This window comes from Streptomyces tsukubensis (genome assembly GCF_003932715.1).
GTDB lineage: Bacteria > Actinomycetota > Actinomycetes > Streptomycetales > Streptomycetaceae > Streptomyces > Streptomyces tsukubensis.
Genome location: NZ_CP020700.1, coordinates 5,379,670 through 5,393,788, shown reverse-complemented (window position 1 = coordinate 5,393,788; position 14,119 = coordinate 5,379,670). Strand labels below are relative to the sequence as shown.

Below are 14,119 nucleotides of genomic sequence, written 5' to 3'. Positions count from 1 at the left end.
CGGTGGCACGATCGGCTCCGAACCGACCGCCCTCCGCGCGGACCGTGCGCCCTCGCGTGCGACCGCAGACGAGGGGCCCCCTCAGCGGCACGAGCGCTCGAGCGACGGCAGTGGTCCCGCGCCATCGGCCAACCCGCGGCCGGACAGCACCCCGGTGCGACACCCAGGTGCGGTACGACCCCCTTCGCTCGCCTCGCGCCGCGTCTCACAGAAGAGGCAACATCCTGACTACGCAGAAGACGACTTTCCGGGATCTCGGGATCCTTCAGGAAACCGCCGAGGCGCTCGAAGCCGTCGGCATCCTCCACCCTTTCCCCATTCAGGAGATGACGCTCCCGGTGGCCCTCTCGGGCACCGATGTCATCGGCCAGGCCAAGACCGGCACCGGCAAGACGCTCGGTTTCGGGCTGCCGCTGCTGGAGCGGGTCACCGTCCCCGCGGACGTCGAGGCGGGCCGGGCCCGGCCCGACCAGCTCACCGACGCCCCGCAGGCGCTCATCGTGGTCCCCACCCGTGAGCTGTGCACCCAGGTCACCAACGACCTGCTCACCGCGGGCAAGGTCCGTAACGTACGAGTGCTGGCGATCTACGGCGGCCGGGCGTACGAGCCCCAGGTCGAGGCCCTGAGGAAGGGTGTCGACGTGATCGTCGGCACCCCCGGGCGGCTGCTCGACCTGGCCGGGCAGAAGAAGCTCGACCTGTCGAAGGTGCGCTCCCTCGTCCTCGACGAGGCCGACGAGATGCTCGACCTGGGCTTCCTGCCCGACGTCGAGAAGATCATCCAGCTGCTGCCGGCCCGCCGGCAGACGATGCTGTTCTCCGCGACGATGCCGGGCGCGGTCATCGGCCTCGCCCGTCGCTATATGTCGCAGCCCACGCATATCCGGGCCACCTCCCCGGACGACGAGGGCGCGACCGTCGCCAACATCACCCAGCGCGTCTACCGCGCGCACTCGATGGACAAGCCCGAGCTGGTCTCGCGGATCCTCCAGGCCGACGGCCGCGGACTGGCGATGATCTTCTGCCGGACCAAGCGGACGGCCGCTGACATCGCCGACCAGCTGGCGCGCCGGGGCTTCGCCTCCGGAGCGGTCCACGGCGACCTCGGCCAGGGCGCCCGCGAGCAGGCGCTCCGGGCCTTCCGCAACGGCAAGGTCGACGTTCTGGTCTGCACCGACGTCGCCGCGCGCGGTATCGACGTCGAGGGCGTCACCCATGTGATCAACTACCAGTCGCCGGAGGAGGAGAAGACCTACCTCCACCGCATCGGCCGCACCGGCCGCGCGGGTGCCTCCGGTACCGCGGTCACGCTGGTCGACTGGGACGACATCCCGCGCTGGCAGCTGATCAACAAGGCGCTCGACCTCAAGTTCCACGAGCCCGCCGAAACGTACTCCACCTCGCCGCACCTCTTCGAGGAGCTGAACATCCCGGCCGGCACCAAGGGCGTTCTGCCGCGTGCCGAGCGCACCCGGGCCGGTCTGGCCGCGGAGGAGCTGGAGGATCTCGGCGAGACCGGTGGGCGGGGCCGCAGCAAGCAGCAGCCCGCCGCCCCGGCCGAGCGTCCGGCCCGTACGCGTACGCCGCGTCAGCGCCGCCGTACGCGTGGCGGCTCGGCCGATGCCGCCGTGCCGTCCGTGGCGCCCGCTCAGGGTCCGGCCGGCGGGGAGACCGCGGTGGACACCGCCGCGGAGACCTCTGCCGTACGGACGCCGAGGCGCCGTCGCCGTACCCGTGCGGGTGCGGGTGCGTCGTCCGAGGCCCCGGTGGCCGTGGCGACGGTCGTGGAGCCCGTGGCTCCGTCGGCCGTACCGCAGCAGGCGGAGGCCGTGACGGCCGAGTCCGTGGTGGCGGAGACCGTGGCGAAGCCGCGCCGCCGCCGGACGCGTACGGCCCGGCCGGTGGAGGCGGTGGAGACGGTCACTGCCGTCGAGCCCGCAGCCGTGGCCGTGGTCGAGGAGCCGAAGCGGACCAGGACCCGGACCGTCCGGAAGACCGCCGCGGAAGCCCCCGCCGAGCTCGTCGAGGCCACTGAGACCGTCCAGGTCACTGCGGCCGTCGAGGTCGCCGAGAAGCCGAAGCGCGCGCCCCGGGCCCGGAAGACCGCGGCCACCGCCCCGGCCGTCGAAACACCGGCCGCCGAGGTCGTCGCGGCCGAGCTCGCCCAGGTCACGGAGAAGCCGAAGCGGAAGCGGACCGTCAAGAAGGTCGTCGCCGAAGCACCGGCCGAGGTCGTCGCGGCCGCGGAAGCCGTGGTGGCCGCAGCGGCCGCCGAGGTTGCCGAGAAGCCGAAGCGCGCCCCGCGGGCCCGGAAGACCGTGGCCACCGAGGTCGCGGCCGAGGTCGCGGCGGAGGTCGCCGAGAAGCCCAAGCGGAAGCGGACCGTCAAGAAGGTCGTCGCCGCGGCACCGGCCGATGCGCCGGCCGAGGCCGCCCAGGTCGGCGAGAAGCCGAAGCGGACCCGGACAGTGAAGAAGACGGCGGAGGCCGCCGAGGCCCCCGCCGCCGAGAAGCCGAAGCGCGCCCCGCGGGCCCGCAAGGCCGCCGTGGCGCAGCCCGAGAGCTGATCCGAAGGCACCCGCCGACGGCCCGCCCCCGCACCGGGGAGCGGGCCGTCGGCGTTCTCCCCGCCCGTACCCGTAGGCTCGACGCATGAGCCGCCCACCCACCTTCACCACGCCCGCCTGCGCCCGCTCCCGGACCCTGCGCACCGCCCGGGGCGACTTCGCCGTCCTCGACGCCCGGCCCGGTGGGCACGGGCGGGCCGCGGCGCCGGAGCCGAAGGGCACCGCCGTCCTCGTCCCCGGTTTCACGGGCAGCAAGGAGGACTTCATCGCCCTGCTCCAGCCGCTGACCGAAGCCGGCTACCGGGTCGTGTCGGTCGACGGGCGCGGACAGTACGAGTCGGCGGGGCCCGACGAGCCCGGGGCCTACGAACAGCCCGAGCTGGCCCGGGATCTGCTGGCGCAGGCCGCTGCGGTGGCCGGTGAGAGCGGCGGCGGACCGGTGCATCTGATGGGGCATTCGCTGGGCGGGCTGATCTCCCGCGCCGCCGTGCTGATGGACGCGGCCCCCTTCCGGAGCCTGACGCTGATGGCCTCGGGACCGGCAGCGGTCGGCCCCGCCCAGCAGAAGCGGATCCACCTGCTCCGGGACGCGCTCGCCAATCTGCCGATGGCGGAGGTCTGGGAGGCCATACAGGCGCTGGAGCCCCCGGCGGACGCGGAGGAGGCCGCGGAGCCGGGCAGCGGGGCCACCCAGGACCGGCTGCGGGAGCGCTGGCTGCGGACCCACCCGCTCCAGTTGATCACCACCGGGTACCGGCTGACGGCCGAACCGGACCGGGTCGACGAGCTGGCAGCCGTACGGTCGCTGCCCAAGCAGGTGCTGAGCGGTGAGCGCGACGACGCCTGGCCGGTGCCGCTGATGGACGAGATGGCGGTACGGCTCGGAGCGCTCCGTACGGTGATCCCCGGCGCCGAACACTCCCCCAACACCGACCGGCCCACGGAGACGGCCGCCGCGCTCGCGGCCTTCTGGGACCGGCACTGACGCCTTCCCGCACGGCTCGTTCCGGCCCGGCGCCATGGCCCCCACGGCCCGGTACTCGTTAGGCTGCGAAAAGTTTTCCTTAGCGTAGGGAATATTTGCCCGGCCCAAGTCTGTTGTGAAGGTGACAGCACCCAGCTCTTCAGCAGGAGGATCACCCTCCGGCAGGAGGATCAGACGAAGGGAGAAGCCGTGCGCTTCGAGATCATGCGACTGGACGATGTCGACGGCACCGCCGTGGACAGTACCGTCGTGGACGCCGCCTCCGTCAAGCGGATCGTTCAGCAGGCGGCGGCCAAGGGCCAGCGCCTCTACATCCGCCCGGCCGACAGCCCCGCTTCATAGCGCCGTCGGCCGCCGGACGGCGCCGACCGGCGCACCGGCAACCCCAGCATCATGACGGTGCCCCCGCGGATCTCCGCGGGGGCACCGTCGTGTTCTGCCGTCGGGACGTCAGGCGCCCTGGACGACCTGGGTGACGCCGTTGATGATCTGCTGGACCGCGATCGCGGACAGCATCATGCCCGCGAGCCGGGTCACCAGCACCACACCGCCGTCCTTGATGAGCCGGATGATGACCAGCGAATAGCGCATGGTCAGCCAGAGCACCACATGCATGGCCACGATGGCCGTCCAGACGGCGACCTGCTGGGAGGCGCCGTCGGCGTTCTGGACCGCCAGGATCACCGAGACGATCGCACCGGGACCGGCCAGCAGCGGCATGCCCAGCGGTACGAGCGCGACGTTGACGTCCTTGGTCTGCTTGGGCTCGTCGGTTTTGCCGGTGAGCAGGTCCAGCGCGATCAGCAGCAGCAGCAGACCGCCCGCGATCATCAGCGCGGGTACGGACACATGGAGATAGTCGAGGATCTGCTGGCCCAGCAGCCCGAAGACGGTGATCACACCGAAGGCCACGGCCACCGCCTGCCAGGCCATCCGGCGCTGCACCTTGGCGGGCCGTCCTGAGGTCAGGGCGAGGAAGATCGGGGTGATCCCCGGCGGATCCATGATCACGAAGAGGGTCAGAAAGAGGGAGCCGAAGACGGCGACGTCGAACACGGTGGTGCCTAGGGGGAGAGAGGAGCGCGGAAAGGGAGCGGGAGGCGCACGGTCGGCAGGTGCGCGGAAGGGCGCGGCCCGGTGCCCGCGGGGCGGGGTCCGCCGGGGGACGGAGCCGTCGCGGAAAGGCGAAACCGCGAAACTGCGAAAACACAGCGCGGAGCAGGGCGGGCGTGCGGTTACGCGGGGGATCCCCCGGCGCCCGGGACCGGGAACGCCCCGGTCGCCCGGCGGGTGATCTCGCCGTAGATCTCCGGGTCGGTGGTGAAGTGGCCGAGCGGAATGTCCTTGCGGCTGCCGTGGTAGTCGCTGGAGCCGGTGGTCAGCAGCCCCAGTTCGGCGGCGAGTCCGCGGAGCCGGGCGCGGGTCGGCTCGTCGTGGTCCTGGTGGTCGACCTCGATACCGTCGAGGCCGGCTTCCGCCAGTTCCGCGATGGTGGCGTCGGAGATGGTCCGGCCTCGTTTGACCGCTGCCGGGTGGGCGATGACGGCCACTCCCCCGGCCGCCTTGACCAGGCGTATCGCGGTGAAGGGGTCGAGTTCGTGTTTGGCGACCCAGGCCCGGCCGCCGTCGGCGATCCACTCGGCGGTGAAGGCGTCCGACACCGTCGGTACGACACCCAGCTCGACCATCGCGGCGGCGATGTGCGGGCGACCGACGGAGCCGTCCCCGGCGATCCGGGCCACCTGCTCCCAGCTGACCGGGGCGCCCAGCTCGCGGAGCCGGGCCACGATCGCCCGGGCGCGCGGCACCCGGTCGTCGCGCAGCAGCTCGCGGCGGGCAAGCAGTTCGGGCTCGTCGGGGTCGAAGAGGTAGGCCAGCAGATGGAGGCCGATCCCGTCGACGGCGCAGGACAGCTCGGCGCCGGTGACCAGGGTCAGCGGGCGGTCGAGGCCGGGGAGCGCGGCGATGGCTTCGGCATGGCCCCGGGTGGTGTCGTGGTCGGTCAGGGCGATCACGTCGAGCCCGGCCGCGGCGGCGTTGCGCACCAGTTCGGCGGGGGTGTCCGTACCGTCCGACGCCGTGGAGTGGGTGTGCAGGTCGATGCGCACGCGGACTCCGGGGGACGGGCGGACAGGGGCGCTCCAGTGTATCGGCCGGCCCCACCGGGACCGGCCGTCCCGGACGTCGCTCCGGTCACACCCCCGCAGGCGCCCCGGGGCCGTACCCGCGGCTCGCTGGGAGATCGCTAGGAGAGGAGCCGGGGCGACAGCGCGCCGCAGGGCACCAGCTCGACCTCGGAGCCCGCGTCCCGCAGATCGGTCAGCACGAGTTCGTCGTACATCAGCAGTCCGGACTGTCCGGGCCAGACGATCGCCCACAGCCAGAGCCCGCGTGCCTCGCCCGCGAAGACGGCCCGGTCGTCCGGGGCGGCCAGGACGTGCCAGAGCGGGGTGGGGCGGCCGGCGGCCAGTATTTTCGCCTGCGGCGCGCGGTCGGTGCTGAGGTGCGGACCCGGGTCGGGGCCGTCGATCCCGGCGTAGCGCGCCCCGAGCCCGACCCCCAACTCCTCGGCGATCAGCAGGAGTTCGCCGACTCCGCCGAGCGGTCCCGGGCCGGTGCAGGCGACTGCCGAGGCCCGGCCGCCGCTGCGGTCGTCACCCGCGTACGCGACTCCTGTGAACAGCCAGCCGACGGGCAGCGGCCAGGGCATCCACACGGGCACCCGGGCGCGGTGCACCGCGACGCCGAGGGCTTCGACACTGGGCGGGATCACCGGTTGCAGTGGGTGCACGGCGCCGTGCACATCGCACTGCCACGAGTCGGCAAAGAGACCGGGCGCCCTGACCCGGCCACCGCACTTCGGGCAACTGGGTTCGCCCCTCATAGGGCCCAACGGTCCTACCCGGCCGTCGCCGCGTCAAGGACGATCACTCTTTCCGGCGTGTGTGCTTGCGGACCGTGGGCGGCGGGTGTAGCGACCCGGCCCGCGGTACGGAAAAAAAAGGGGGGACGCCCGTCAGTCGTCGAGCCGGACCGGGGCGCGCAGCGGGTCCCGGAGGTCCGTGCCGTGCCGCAGCCAGCGCTCCTGGAGCGCCGCGGCGCCGTGGACCCGCTTCCAGGCCGCCTCGTTCGGGGTCATGGGGAGCAGCGGCAGGAAGCGGACCGGGTCCAGCGGGGCGTCCAGCTCCAGATCGGCCACCAGACCGCCCGGCTCGCCTGCCAGAACGGAGGAGAAGGGGGCACCGGGCCAGAGCGGCGCACCGAGGTCGAGGGAGGCGCCGGGGGCCACCACCACGCCCTCGACCTGCGGGGAGGCGGCGAGCACCGCGAGCGCGCGGAGGACCTTGTCGGTATCGGCGAGCCCCGCCCGTACCGTCAGCAGCAGTTCGGCGCGCGGCCCCGCCACCGGATCGGCGAAGCTCGCGGTCGGCTCGGCCATCGGACGGGCCGACATCCCGAGGGTGGCGTAACGCAGCAGACCGTCCGCGCCGCCGTCCCCCGCTCCGGCCGCGCGGGGCGCTCCGGCGGCCGGCGGCTCCTCCGCACCGGCGCGGAACCGCAGCACCTCGACGCGGTCCGTCCCCAGGAACGTCACCGCGGCCCGGGCGTCCGGCTCCCCGAGGGCGTTGCGCAAACGGGCTTCGACGAGAGCGAGAACATCAGCCATGCCGGGAGCATAAAACGCGTAGGGAACGGGCAAAGACACCTGTTGACCGTCGGTCGGCTGATAGTGTTGGCGGCTGGTCGGGAGATCAGCAGGCCGTTGCGTCACCTACGGCGCAACCGTGTCCCGATCGACGATGTGAGCCCCTTCACGGGGGTACGTCGTCCCTCACGGGGGACCGGCCGGAGGAGGTGGGATCCACGGTGGATCGAAGTCGACCGTGTAGTACCAGCCGCTCTTCCGTACGGCCCCGTCCCGGCGCCACGTTCGCGCCCGCGCCCACCCGGTGATTTCCGCCCGTTCCGGCCTGTCCGGCTGACGGGACCCGGAAGCCGCTCCGTACCTCCGTGTACGGCGGATCTCCGGTCACCGGTGGCGACTTTGCACGGCGGAAGAGCATCGACCCCCGCTCGTACCGGGTGTACCGGTCCACCGGCCCGTCCGGCTCCGGCGCCCGCGCCGGGCACGGTACCGCCGGCCGTTCCGGTCCACACCGGCTCGACCCTGCTTGTTGCGAAGTCCTGTCTGTTGCGAACGCCGTCACCGTGCCGACCCTCGGTGCCGCCCGCTTTGCGGACGTGAGTCCACGTCCCCATTCCGGGCTGTGCCGTCCCCGCACCGGCGGCTCTCCATGATCGGAGTCAGCCATGTCGATGATCCGTGACCTGCGCGCCGCCGTCCGCCCCTCCCGGCGCCGGACCGGCGATGCCGCCCACCCCGCGACCGCCGCCTACCCGGCCGGATACGACACCCCCCGCGACCCCTCCGCCTCCAGCGCCGTCGTCGACTGCGCCGTCTACCGCGACGGCAGCCGGCTGGAGAGCGACTCCTGTCTCACCCCGCGCGAGGCGATGCTGCGGGTCCGCGAGGGCGGCGGATTCGCCTGGATAGGGCTGCACGAGCCGACGGAGGAGGAGTTCGCGGGGATCGCGGCCGAGTTCGGCCTCCACCCGCTGGCGGTGGAGGACGCGGTCCACGCCCATCAGCGGCCCAAGCTGGAGCGGTACGACGACACCCTGTTCACCGTCTTCAAGACCGTGCACTACGTCGAGCACGCCGAACTGACCGCGACCAGCGATGTCGTCGAGACGGGCGAGGTGATGTGCTTCACCGGCCGGGACTTCGTCATCACGGTCCGGCACGGCGGCAGGGGGTCGCTGCGCGCCCTCCGGCACGGTCTGCAGAAGGACACGGAGCTGCTGTCCAAGGGCCCGTCCGCGGTGCTGCACGCACTCGCCGACCATGTCGTGGACGGCTATATCGCGGTCGCCGAGGCGATGCAGGACGATATCGACGAGGTCGAGATCGAAGTCTTCTCGGCTCCTTCCAAGGGCAGCAGCGCCCGGGGCACCGACGCGGGCCGGATCTACCAGCTGAAGCGGGAGGTGCTGGAGTTCAAGCGGGCCGTGACCCCGCTGCTGCGGCCGATGCAGCTCCTCAGCGAGCGGCCGATGCGGCTGATCGACCCGGACATCCAGAAGTACTTCCGGGACGTCGCCGACCATCTCGCCCGGGTCCAGGAGGAGGTCCTCGGCTTCGACGAGCTGCTGAACTCCATCCTCCAGGCCAATCTGGCGCAGGCGACCGTGGCCCAGAACGAGGACATGCGCAAGATCACCTCCTGGGCGGCGATCATCGCCGTACCGACGGCGGTCTGCGGGGTGTACGGGATGAACTTCGAGTACATGCCCGAACTGACCTGGAAGTACGGCTATCCGATGGTGCTGACCGCCATCGGCGTCATCTGTTTCACCATTCACCGCACCCTCAAGCGGAACGGCTGGCTCTGACCAGCGGTACGTCCGGACGGGCCGCGGCCGGGGGCTCCGGCCGCGGCGGCGGGCGCCGGTAGGCTGCGGTCATGACAGACGCCCAGCCCGCCGCGGCCCCTCCTGCCAGTGCCGGCGGCTCCGGCACCGAAGCGGACGCGGACTTCTCCCTCGCGCTGGTCGAGGAGGCCGCGAAGAAGTCCGGTCTGATCTGGGTCCGCGGCACCGGCGGGGACGCCCCCGAGCGGGCGCTGTGGCATATCTGGCACGAGGGCGCGGCCCATGTCGTGGGCGACGGACCGGGCGAGCAGCCGCTGCCGGGCCTGGTCGCGGGCGGCACCGCGGACATCACCGTCCGCAGCAAGGACAAGGGCGGCCGGCTGGTGTCCTGGAGCGCTTCGGTGACCGAACTGGCGCCCCGCTCCGAGGCCTGGGAGTCCGCCGTGGCCGAGCTGAAGTCCAAGCGGCTGAACGCGGCCGACACCGAGGGGCTGCCGGAGCTGTGGGCCGGATCGTGCCGGGTGCTCAGGCTCGCCCCGGTATCGGTGGCCGGGTCACTGCCCGACGGTTCCCTGGCCGTACCGCCCGCCGCCACCCCCGCGACCACCCGCCGGCCGATTCCGGCGGCGCTGCCCTCGCTGCTGCTGCGCCGCCGACGGCGGGACTGAGCCCGCCGGGCCCGGTGGACGGGTCCTCAGCCGCTGCCCCCGCCCTGCCCGCCCTCGCCACTGCCTTCGCCGCCGCCCTTGTCGCCCTTGCCCTCTCTGCTGCCCCGCAGGTCCTTGCCGTAGTCGACGACCGCGGCCCGCGCCGGGGGCGCCAGCGGGAAGTCGACGTCCCACTCGGCGAGCGTCAGCACACCCGCACCCCCCGCGCGGGCGAACCGGACCGGATAGGGCTGTCCGTCCAGGGAGACGTCGAGGACCCCGCCCTTGCCCTCATCGGCCGTGACCTTGACCGTCCGGACGTTGCCGATCTTCGTACGGTCGCCCTTGCCGAGCTCGCCCTCCATGCCGAGGAAGCCGTCGAGCATCCCGTCCTTCTCCGTGAAACCGCGGAACTGCTGGTACGCCGCATCGCCGCGCGGCACCCTGACGTACTTGCCGCCGAGCTTCCCGGCCGCCGCCGCGTCCGCCTCGGAGGGTTCGGAGCCGCCCGTCCCCCGGTCGCTCCAGAAGGCCGCGTCGGCCTTCAGATAGAGGTCGTCGCCGATCCTCAGCAGTTCGAAGGCGTGGTCGTCGGTGGTGACGGAGCCGCTGCCGCCGCCGTCCTTGAGCCGCATGTTCAGCTTGTACGTACCGCCCTTGCTGACCAGCGTCCCGGAGAGCCGTACCGCCTTGGCCGCGTCCGCCGCGGCCCGCGCCCGGGTCTCGATCTCCACGGCGGTCAGCTTGCCCACGCCGTTGGTGCCCTGGTCGGGGTCCTCCTCCGCCGCGCAGGACACGAGTCCGGTCATGAGTCCCGCGCTCAGCACCACGGCGAGCAGGGCCCGCCGGGGCCGGGTTCCGGCCCGGAACGGGGGCCGGGGCCGGGCTGCGGGAGTCCGGAAAACGGAGGCGCGAAGAGTCACCTGCACACTGCCTCTCGACGGCTTCTGATGGGGTGGCAGTGCGCAGCGTACCGGTGTCGTGCAACGACCTCGTCCGGTACCCGGGGGACTGGCCCGTACGTTCGGTTCCGCGGCCGCGGGGGCAGCGCGCGAAGCCCGCGCCGGGGCCGTACGGGCGCCGCGCGAGCCGGGCGCCTCGGCCGTACCGGAGCCGTACCGCAGCCATACGGACGCCGATCACCGGCGGCGACAATCGGTACGGGCTAGCCTGAAACCCCCGAACGTCAGCGTTCACCGTGGAACCGGACGAAAGAGCAGCATGGCCGGAAGCACCTCCCGCGTCTTCGTCTCCCATCTCGCCGGTGTCCCCGTCTTCGACCCGAACGGCGACCAGGTCGGCCGGGTGCGGGATCTGGTCGCCATGCTCCGCGTCGGCCACCGGCCGCCCCGGCTGCTCGGCATGGTCGTGGAGCTGCTGACCCGGCGGCGGATCTTCCTGCCGATGACGCGGATCACCGGTATCGAGTCCGGCCAGGTCATCACCACCGGGGTGCTCGACGTCCGCCGTTTCGAGCAGCGGCCCACCGAGCGGCTGGTGCTGGGCGAGCTGCTGGACCGGCGGGTGCAGCTCGTCGGGGGCGGCGCGGCAGGCGACGAGGGTGACCAGGACGAGGAGGTGACGGTGCTGGATGTGTCGGTACGGCGGCTTCCGGCCCGCCGCGACTGGGAGATCGACCGGGTCTTCGTCCGCCGCGGCAAGGGCGGGGCGCTGCGCCGCAAGGGCGAGACGCTGACCGTGGAGTGGTCGGCGGTCACCGGCTTCTCCCTGGAGGAGGACGCCCAGGGCGCGGAGAGCCTGGTCGCCACCTTCGAACGGCTCCGCCCGGCGGACCTGGCCAATGTGATGCACCATCTGTCGCCCAAACGCCGGGCCGAGGTGGCGGCGGCCCTCGACGACGACCGGCTGGCGGATGTGCTGGAGGAGCTGCCCGACGACGACCAGGTGGAGATCCTGGGCAAACTGCACCAGGAGCGGGCGGCCGACGTCCTGGAGGCGATGGACCCCGATGACGCCGCCGACCTGCTCTCCGAGCTGCCGGAGGAGGACCAGGAGCGGCTGCTGACGCTGATGCGCCCGGACGACGCGGCCGATGTGCGGCGGCTGCTGTCGTACGAGGAGCGCACGGCGGGCGGTCTGATGACGACGGACCCGATCGTGCTGCGGCCGGACTCCACGGTCGCGGACGCGCTGGCCCGGGTGCGGCAGGAGGATCTGCCCCCGGCGCTGGCGGCGCAGGTGTACGTCTGCCGTCCGCCGGACGAGACGCCGACGGGCCGATATCTGGGGACGGCCCACTTCCAGCGGCTGCTGCGGGAGCCCCCGTACACCCTGGTCGCGTCGGTGGTGGACAGCGATCTGCCGCCGCTGGCCCCCGACTCGGCGCTGCCCGCGGTGGCCGGCTATCTGGCCGCCTACAACCTGGTGGCCGCGCCGGTGGTGGACGAGGGCGGGTCGCTGCTGGGCGCGGTGACCGTGGACGACGTCCTCGACCATATGCTGCCGGAGGACTGGCGGGAGACCGAGTTCGAGGAGTCCGCGTTCCACGAGGACGCGACCGCCCGCGGCGGCGGGGCGGACGGCTCCCCGGGGCGGGCGGCGCGGTGAGCGGCGACTACGGCCCCCCGCTCGACCGGGGCGAGACGAAGGACCGTACGGTACGGCCCCGGGCCCGGCTCGACATGCCGCAGGTGCCGAAGCTGACGATCCTTCCGGAGTACGACCCCGAGGCGTTCGGGAGGCTGTCGGAGCGGATCGCCCGCTTCCTGGGCACGGGCCGGTTCATCGTCTGGATGACCGCGGTCATCATCCTGTGGGTGCTGTGGAACATCTGGGCCCCGCGGGAGCTGCGGTTCGACCCGTACCCGTTCATCTTCCTCACCCTGATGCTGTCGCTCCAGGCCTCCTACGCCGCGCCGCTGATCCTGCTTGCGCAGAACCGGCAGGACCAGCGCGACCGGGTCACCCACGAGCAGGACCGGGAGCAGAACGAGCGGTCCATCGCGGACACCGAATATCTGACCAGGGAGATCGCGGCGCTCCGGATGGGCCTGGGCGAGGTCGCCACCCGCGACTGGATCCGCTCGGAGCTCCAGGACCTGCTCAGGGATCTGGGCACGGGCGACGGCCGGCGGCCGGGACAGCCCGAGCGGACGGCGCGTCCGGGGGCCCCGGGCCGTCCCGGGGTATTCCCGGACCGGGGCGGTCCGGGGCGTGACGAAGGCGACCGCTGACGGGCTTTCCCGCGTCGGCGGGCCGCGCCGTACCATCTCCGTATGGCTACGGAAGACGCGGTGCTCGCGGCACTGGCGACGGTGAACGACCCCGAGATCAACCGACCGATCACCGACCTCGGCATGGTGAAGTCGGTGGAGATCGGGGCGGACGGAGCAGTCGCCGTCACGGTCTATCTGACCGTCTCCGGCTGCCCGATGCGCGAGACGATCACCAAGAACGTCACGGAAGCGGTCTCCCGGGTCGACGGCGTGACCCGGGTCGACGTCACGCTGGACGTGATGAGCGACGAGCAGCGGCGCGAGCTGGCCGCCTCGCTGCGCGGGACGACCGCCGAACGCGAGGTGCCCTTCGCCCAGCCGGGCTCGCTGACCCGGGTGTATGCGGTCGCCTCCGGCAAGGGCGGGGTCGGCAAATCGTCGGTCACGGTGAACCTGGCCGCGGCGATGGCAGCGGACGGTCTGAAGGTCGGCGTCGTCGACGCGGACATCTACGGCCACTCGGTGCCCCGGATGCTGGGCGCGGACGGCCGGCCCACCCAGGTCGAGAACATGATCATGCCGCCGTCGGCGCACGGCGTGAAGGTGATCTCCATCGGCATGTTCACCCCGGGCAATGCGCCGGTGGTGTGGCGGGGACCGATGCTGCACCGCGCGCTCCAGCAGTTCCTCGCCGATGTGTACTGGGGCGATCTGGACGTTCTGCTGCTGGACCTGCCGCCGGGCACCGGCGATATCGCGATCTCGGTGGCGCAGCTGGTGCCGAACGCGGAGATCCTGGTCGTCACCACCCCGCAGCAGGCGGCGGCGGAGGTCGCGGAGCGCGCCGGGTCCATCGCCGTGCAGACCCATCAGAAGATCGTCGGCGTGGTGGAGAACATGGCCGGGCTGCCGTGTCCGCACTGCGACGAGATGGTGGACGTCTTCGGCACCGGCGGCGGCCAGAAGGTGGCGGAGGGCCTGTCGCAGACCACCGGGACGACGGTGCCGGTGCTGGGCTCCATCCCGATCGACGTACGGCTCCGGGAGGGCGGGGACGACGGCCGGCCGGTCGTGCTCACGGACCCCGAGTCCCCGGCGGGCTCCGCGCTGCGGGCCATCGCGGGCAAGCTGGGCGGCCGGCAGCGGGGGCTTTCGGGGCTGAGCCTCGGCATCACCCCGCGGAACAAGTTCTGACGGCGGCGCCGGGGCGGCGGTCCGTACGCCCCGGCGCGCAGGGCCGCCGAGGTCCCTGAGGTCCGGGGCGTTCCGCAGCGGTACGGAACGCGGGACCGGGCGCCCGGTCCGGGCCGG

At 72.7% G+C, this 14,119-nt stretch carries 13 protein-coding genes; 8 read left to right on the top strand and 5 right to left on the bottom strand.

The window, feature by feature from the left end; genetic code table 11:
• The first annotated feature begins 326 nt into the window (after nt 1-326).
• From B7R87_RS22405 to B7R87_RS33170, 3 genes are all read left to right on the top strand, one after another.
• Nucleotides 327-2,567 carry a DEAD/DEAH box helicase gene (locus B7R87_RS22405; protein WP_006346782.1) on the top strand — a complete coding sequence of 747 codons (2,241 nt, stop codon included), beginning with the start codon at nt 327-329 and terminating at the stop codon, nt 2,565-2,567.
• A gap of 85 nt (nt 2,568-2,652) precedes the next feature.
• Nucleotides 2,653-3,552 (top strand): alpha/beta fold hydrolase, encoded by a 900-nt coding sequence (locus B7R87_RS22400; RefSeq protein ID WP_006346783.1) that lies wholly within the window; start codon nt 2,653-2,655, stop codon nt 3,550-3,552.
• Between the two features lie 189 nt (nt 3,553-3,741).
• Nucleotides 3,742-3,894: a hypothetical protein gene (locus B7R87_RS33170; protein WP_006346784.1), complete on the top strand. Its 153-nt coding sequence runs from the start codon at nt 3,742-3,744 to the stop codon at nt 3,892-3,894.
• A 108-nt stretch (nt 3,895-4,002) separates the two neighbouring features.
• Here B7R87_RS33170 and B7R87_RS22395 read toward each other — a convergent pair whose 3' ends face one another.
• The 4 genes from B7R87_RS22395 to B7R87_RS22380 all read right to left on the bottom strand — a co-directional run bounded on the left by B7R87_RS22395 (nt 4,003) and on the right by B7R87_RS22380 (nt 7,219).
• Entirely contained in the window at nt 4,003-4,608 is a 606-nt protein-coding gene (locus tag B7R87_RS22395) for a MarC family protein (RefSeq protein WP_006346785.1), read from the bottom strand.
• 179 nt (nt 4,609-4,787) lie between these two features.
• A complete protein-coding gene (locus B7R87_RS22390; protein WP_006346786.1) occupies nt 4,788-5,660 on the bottom strand; it encodes a PHP domain-containing protein in 873 nt (290 codons plus the stop codon).
• Nucleotides 5,661-5,797: 137 nt separating this feature from the next.
• On the bottom strand, nt 5,798-6,436 hold the full coding sequence (locus B7R87_RS22385; protein ID WP_040914417.1) for a DUF6758 family protein: 639 nt from the start codon (nt 6,434-6,436) through the stop codon (nt 5,798-5,800).
• Between the two features lie 132 nt (nt 6,437-6,568).
• The gene (locus B7R87_RS22380) at nt 6,569-7,219 is read right to left on the bottom strand and encodes a suppressor of fused domain protein (protein ID WP_040914419.1); all 651 of its coding nucleotides are present in this window, start codon (nt 7,217-7,219) and stop codon (nt 6,569-6,571) included.
• 644 nt (nt 7,220-7,863) lie between these two features.
• On the opposite strand from B7R87_RS22380, the gene B7R87_RS22370 reads away from it, so the two are divergent.
• Both B7R87_RS22370 and B7R87_RS22365 read left to right on the top strand, forming a co-directional pair.
• Nucleotides 7,864-9,006: a magnesium and cobalt transport protein CorA gene (locus B7R87_RS22370; RefSeq protein ID WP_006346789.1), complete on the top strand. Its 1,143-nt coding sequence runs from the start codon at nt 7,864-7,866 to the stop codon at nt 9,004-9,006.
• Nucleotides 9,007-9,077: 71 nt separating this feature from the next.
• Nucleotides 9,078-9,653, top strand: a complete 576-nt coding sequence (locus B7R87_RS22365; protein WP_006346790.1) for a hypothetical protein — start codon at nt 9,078-9,080, stop codon at nt 9,651-9,653.
• A gap of 26 nt (nt 9,654-9,679) precedes the next feature.
• On the opposite strand, the gene B7R87_RS22360 is transcribed toward B7R87_RS22365, so the two are convergent.
• Nucleotides 9,680-10,441, bottom strand: coding sequence for a hypothetical protein (locus tag B7R87_RS22360; RefSeq protein ID WP_100249093.1), 762 nt, complete (start codon nt 10,439-10,441; stop codon nt 9,680-9,682).
• A gap of 412 nt (nt 10,442-10,853) precedes the next feature.
• On the opposite strand from B7R87_RS22360, the gene B7R87_RS22355 reads away from it, so the two are divergent.
• The 3 genes from B7R87_RS22355 to B7R87_RS22345 are packed head-to-tail and all read left to right on the top strand — an operon-like array spanning nt 10,854 to nt 14,002.
• Nucleotides 10,854-12,200, top strand: coding sequence for a magnesium transporter MgtE N-terminal domain-containing protein (locus tag B7R87_RS22355; protein WP_006346792.1), 1,347 nt, complete (start codon nt 10,854-10,856; stop codon nt 12,198-12,200).
• Nucleotides 12,197-12,826, top strand: a complete 630-nt coding sequence (locus B7R87_RS22350) for a DUF1003 domain-containing protein (protein WP_006346793.1) — start codon at nt 12,197-12,199, stop codon at nt 12,824-12,826. The genes B7R87_RS22355 and B7R87_RS22350 overlap by 4 nt, the downstream gene beginning before the upstream one ends.
• 42 nt (nt 12,827-12,868) lie before the next feature.
• Nucleotides 12,869-14,002, top strand: coding sequence for an Mrp/NBP35 family ATP-binding protein (locus tag B7R87_RS22345; RefSeq protein WP_040914421.1), 1,134 nt, complete (start codon nt 12,869-12,871; stop codon nt 14,000-14,002).
• Nucleotides 14,003-14,119 lie beyond the last annotated feature (117 nt).